The sequence below is a fragment of the Streptomyces regalis genome (assembly GCF_001509475.1).
Taxonomy (GTDB): domain Bacteria; phylum Actinomycetota; class Actinomycetes; order Streptomycetales; family Streptomycetaceae; genus Streptomyces; species Streptomyces regalis.
Genome location: NZ_LLZG01000249.1, coordinates 1 through 397, shown reverse-complemented (window position 1 = coordinate 397; position 397 = coordinate 1). Strand labels below are relative to the sequence as shown.

1 protein-coding gene is annotated in these 397 nt (G+C 79.3%); it reads right to left on the bottom strand.

Going from position 1 to position 397, the window contains the following annotated elements:
• A partial coding sequence (locus ADL12_RS54210) for a hypothetical protein (RefSeq protein ID WP_425265148.1) occupies positions 1 to 397 on the bottom strand: 397 nt, incomplete at both ends.

The window sequence follows — 397 nt, the reverse complement described above, 5'->3', positions numbered from 1 at the left end:
GTCGTGGGGTGCGTGGCGTAGCCGCGGGCTCCGGTGAGGGTGAGGTGCCTCGGGCCGGGGAGGGTGCGGTCGATCGCGGGCTGCGACAGGCCGCCGTGGGCTCGGCCGACCTGCCCCACAGCGCCGCGACCCCCGAAGCTACGCGCGATGACGACGCCCTCCGACGCCCCACGTCCGCCGACGGCTCCCGCGAGACGGCGACGTCCGCCGCTCCGGCCCTTCGCGAGACGGACGCCCGGGCAGCTGGGGGCGTACGGGATTCGCACGCCCAGGCCGCTGGGGGCGTACGGGACTCGCACGCGCCCGCAGCCCCAGCCCTCGGCGCGACGGACACGGCGGCCGCCCCAGCCCTCGGCGCGACGGACACGGCGGCCGCCCCAGCCCTCGGCGCGACGGA